The following is a 3,775-nucleotide window of genomic DNA, read 5'->3' on the forward strand; positions in this document are numbered from 1 at the left end:
GATGCCTCTTCCTGTAAGACGATAGAAGAGCTGCAAGATGTTATCGAGCAATACATGATGTACTATAATGCAGAACGTTATCAATGGGGTTTAAAAAAGATGACCCCGGAACAATACCGGGATCATCTTTTAACTGCCTAGGGCTTTTATTAAACTGTCTATTTTTAAGGGTACAGTTCATAGTTGACAATCAAGTGCTTTAGGTTCCCATGTTTTCTAAATTTCCAAGTCACTATTCGCTTTAAGTTTGTACGTACAATTTTAATAAGAACAAATAGTACGTTTAAACTAACGAACTTGTACGAGCTATGATGTTTCCCTGGTGGATTAATAAACTCAACATCTTTTCGACCCTCTCTAGTAAAAATACAACAAAATTTTTATCTGCCCTGTTGCTAAACTAGTAACCTTCTTCCGTAACATACCTTTTATCGCCACGAGCTTTGTCATTATCGTTAATTTTTTAGCCATTTCATGTCATAACTACCCCGCCATGTAAAATATCATCTCTCCCCTTTCTCATTCTTGTTCAGTTCTTCCAAGTATTAAAATGATACTCCATGATGGTACAACCTTCATGAGTTATGAATTTCACATAAGCATTTTTCAATGTCTACCTAGAACAAAATTTTATTCTTTCAATTCTTATGTACCAGTGTATTTCCTACTTACACCACGAGCTATATCATTCTCTTGCGCAAATTGTGGTCCATTTTATTTAATGTCACTGCAACCAATCTCGTACGCCTTTTTACCATCATGAGTTTTTGATTCAAATATCAGACTATATAAACGTATAACTATAAAAGCAATAAAAAACCTTGAAAGGCTATAGTCAATCAAGGTTTACAAGTCTATTCTTCACATACTTGAATAATTTCTTTGGGTACCGATTCAAAAAGTAACACTTCTGGCTTTGAATAGGGCTTCTTTATCAAATAGTCTTCAAGTGTCATCATACTTTCCCAGTATAGTTTAATCCAATATTCAATAGTTTCTCCAGTATCAAAATTTAAAACTTCCTCATCAAAGTCTTTAAAATCCTCATAGAATACTTGGTCATAGGTCGAAAGGGAAATATCACCATCAAATACTAGGATTTTACCCGTGAATATAGGAAAGCAAAAAGATTTGGAAAAACGATTGGTTATATCAACACCTATTGCTTCTTTAAAGTTAATCCAATCAGGTGTATTGGAAGGTCTTAATAGTTCTGTTATCTCAAATTTCACTCTGCCACCATTACTATATCTATTATTTGACTTAGTAGAATATTTAATACCACCACTCATGACTTCTTCCAGCGAAACATGATGTTCGTGATTTTCAGGCAAATATGCATGATACAACAAATTATTCAAGTATCTCACCTACTTAATATTTATTTTCTTGGAACATAAGGAAAATGTGAGCTTCTGGTTGGGTCATCTAGGTTTTCAAATACCCTATGACTTCCAGTCGGTGTATCAGGTGTACTGATAGTTCCGTCAAATTCTTATTCGTAAAACTTACATGGAGCTTAATGCCGGAGCGATGGCCGTGATAGAGGGCCCAAAGCAACCTCGATTTTCCGACCGTAATCGTGGTAGAGTCGATGGATAAAAGGGTTTTTGGTAAGCGTAAAGCCCACCGTATTGCCCGATTTAACTTCCAACAAGAACTTGAAAGATCCGTTTCATGATGGCGTAATCCAGTGCCTTTATGTGTATGGATAAAGAGGAATGATCCACCGCAGTGAGACCACCGCTCGGTCCAACATCGGCGGCGTAACGCAAGCTTTTCCATTCATGGGTTGCGGCCTCTAGTAAGTACGCAAGCAACATGGACACAGTACACTTTCTAGCCGTTTCTTTGAAATTAAAGACGGCTAGAATCTCTTGGAGCTCTTCTTCCGAAAGAAAGTTTTGAATCAACGCGTGTGTCGTGGTATGCTTGGTCATGAAAGTTCCTCGTTTCGTTTAATGTTGGTGTCGTAACTTACATTTTACGAGAGGACTCTCTTTTTTTATATCATTCTTTTGGCATATTTTAGATAATCAACACGCGTGGTCACATGATTTGCTATTAAGCCAGTCTCCTCAAATAACTCTCTCTTTGCTGCTTGCTCCAAAGTTTCTCCAATCTCCAATGAACCTCCAGCTAATCCCCAACAGTTATTATCACTTCGAAGCTGCAATAAGATTTCTTTAGCTTTATTTACTATCCTCATGAGTTATGAATATCATACAGTTATTTTGTTGTTGTCCCAAGCAGTGATTCCTTACAAAAAAGCACTCGCTGCCTTTAGTTGACAATCAAGTGCTTGAAGTTCATATGTTTTTAAGTAGCAAAAATTTGTAAGATTTATATTAACAGTATGACACCTTTGTAGCTCATTACTACTGCATAACTTACGAGCTTGTACGGATCCGTTAATTGATTCATAAGTATCCCCTGGATTAACCTCATTGTTTTTTACCAGTTATCAATTCCTTCTTGAAATATGTCTATTACATAGTCATCAAATGTATTATATCTCGGGTGTAAATTTGTTCCACCCCTTTCCCAACTAAATACTCTGTCATCATTAATATTTGCACAATACATACATCTAGCAAATTCTCCCGAGTCCTCTAAAACAATTAAGTTCATATTCAACCCTAATTTTCTCCATCTCTCTGTTGCATCAACTACAGATGCTCCTAAATTATCCTGAACACCTTCAAGCTCAACTCCACATATCCCCCCCGAACCATATTTTTTTATAAAATCACGATAACTTCGGGGAAATTTAACTCTAAGTTTTTCTTCAGCCTTATTAATATATTCTTCTGATACTTCTCCAAAAAAATCATTTTCTTCACCATAATTTTCGATCATCTTAATAATTCTTTCATCCATAGATTAAACTCACTCCTATTATTCACTAGCACGCATTTTCCAATAGTTACTTCTAAAATTATTATACATTTTTTCAAGTTCTGGATTATTCCTAAAACTATTTCCATCTTCAACCAAACCATGTAACGTCGAATCGTATTTATCATGAGTTAACTCCGCAATTTCAACCATTCCACCAGGTTCTTTTTGAATTAAATGGTGTAATTCAACTTTACTTTCCACCCCATAATTTACAATAAATGGATATTTACCCTTTTTCATTAATTCTCCATTCGACTTTCCTAGTGCCTTCGGGTTATTAGGTACATAATTTTTATCAATCTCAATTTGGTACACTCTTCTCGATACATCTACTTCCTTTCCACCAACTTTAACTGTTCCTTTTACTTCTACAGCAGTATACTTGTCAGCCAACCAATCTAATTCAATTTGTTCAGAAGATAATTTTCTGGATTTAAGCCCCGCAACTTTACCCGTACCCTTAGTCCCACCTTTTTTAATACCTAGGGCAGGAAGATCGACTACGTGCTCAGGTCCCCCACTAACTAAAGGTAACTCTTGATTAGACACATGTTCCAATCTGCTTGGTATGTGTTCGTTGTCAATTCGCAGAATGTAGTGGCTCATCTGCAAATGGCTTTACAGACAATGAATTCGTATCGTTATGTAGACGATCCACAGCGCTCTTCGCTGCATCATTTTTCACAGCAGTTGGACTGCTCTTTATAGCTTCTTTCCCCATATTCTCGGTTTTATGTACAACCGAATTCGGGACTACGGCTTTTTTCTCAGCCATTTTTCGTACAGTGCCTACGGATAGACTCTTAGCTTGGCTTTTGACTGTAGCACCAGTTGCGGCTGCTCCCCCTTGTACCGCATGCGCGGCACCGCCTTT

At 36.8% G+C, this 3,775-nt stretch carries 6 protein-coding genes and 1 pseudogene; 1 reads left to right on the plus strand and 6 read right to left on the minus strand.

The annotated features are described in order from the left end of the window. Nucleotides 1–141: IS3 family transposase (locus A374_RS20345; RefSeq protein ID WP_007203865.1), on the plus strand; the 141-nt coding region annotated here is incomplete at its 5' end. Nucleotides 142–854: 713 nt separating this feature from the next. Here the strand turns inward: A374_RS20345 and A374_RS18950 are convergent. The 6 genes and pseudogenes from A374_RS18950 to A374_RS20870 form a co-directional block, all read right to left on the minus strand. Then, nucleotides 855–1,361, minus strand: a complete 507-nt coding sequence (locus A374_RS18950) for a hypothetical protein (protein WP_007203866.1) — start codon at nt 1,359–1,361, stop codon at nt 855–857. Between the two features lie 282 nt (nt 1,362–1,643). Next, a complete protein-coding gene (locus tag A374_RS20350; RefSeq protein WP_007203867.1) occupies nt 1,644–1,940 on the minus strand; it encodes a hypothetical protein in 297 nt (98 codons plus the stop codon). A 110-nt stretch (nt 1,941–2,050) separates the two neighbouring features. Beyond that, nucleotides 2,051–2,209 (minus strand): annotated as a pseudogene (locus tag A374_RS20355) (NUDIX domain-containing protein); the annotation flags it as partial. 245 nt (nt 2,210–2,454) lie between these two features. Next, nucleotides 2,455–2,880, minus strand: coding sequence for an SMI1/KNR4 family protein (locus tag A374_RS18965; RefSeq protein ID WP_007203869.1), 426 nt, complete (start codon nt 2,878–2,880; stop codon nt 2,455–2,457). 18 nt (nt 2,881–2,898) lie between these two features. Continuing rightward, nucleotides 2,899–3,450 carry an HNH/ENDO VII family nuclease gene (locus A374_RS18970; protein ID WP_007203870.1) on the minus strand — a complete coding sequence of 184 codons (552 nt, stop codon included), beginning with the start codon at nt 3,448–3,450 and terminating at the stop codon, nt 2,899–2,901. Between the two features lie 31 nt (nt 3,451–3,481). After that, on the minus strand, nt 3,482–3,775 hold a 294-nt coding region (locus A374_RS20870; RefSeq protein ID WP_007203871.1), incomplete at its 5' end, for a hypothetical protein.

This window comes from Fictibacillus macauensis ZFHKF-1 (assembly GCF_000269865.1).
Lineage (GTDB): Bacteria > Bacillota > Bacilli > Bacillales > Fictibacillaceae > Fictibacillus_C > Fictibacillus_C macauensis.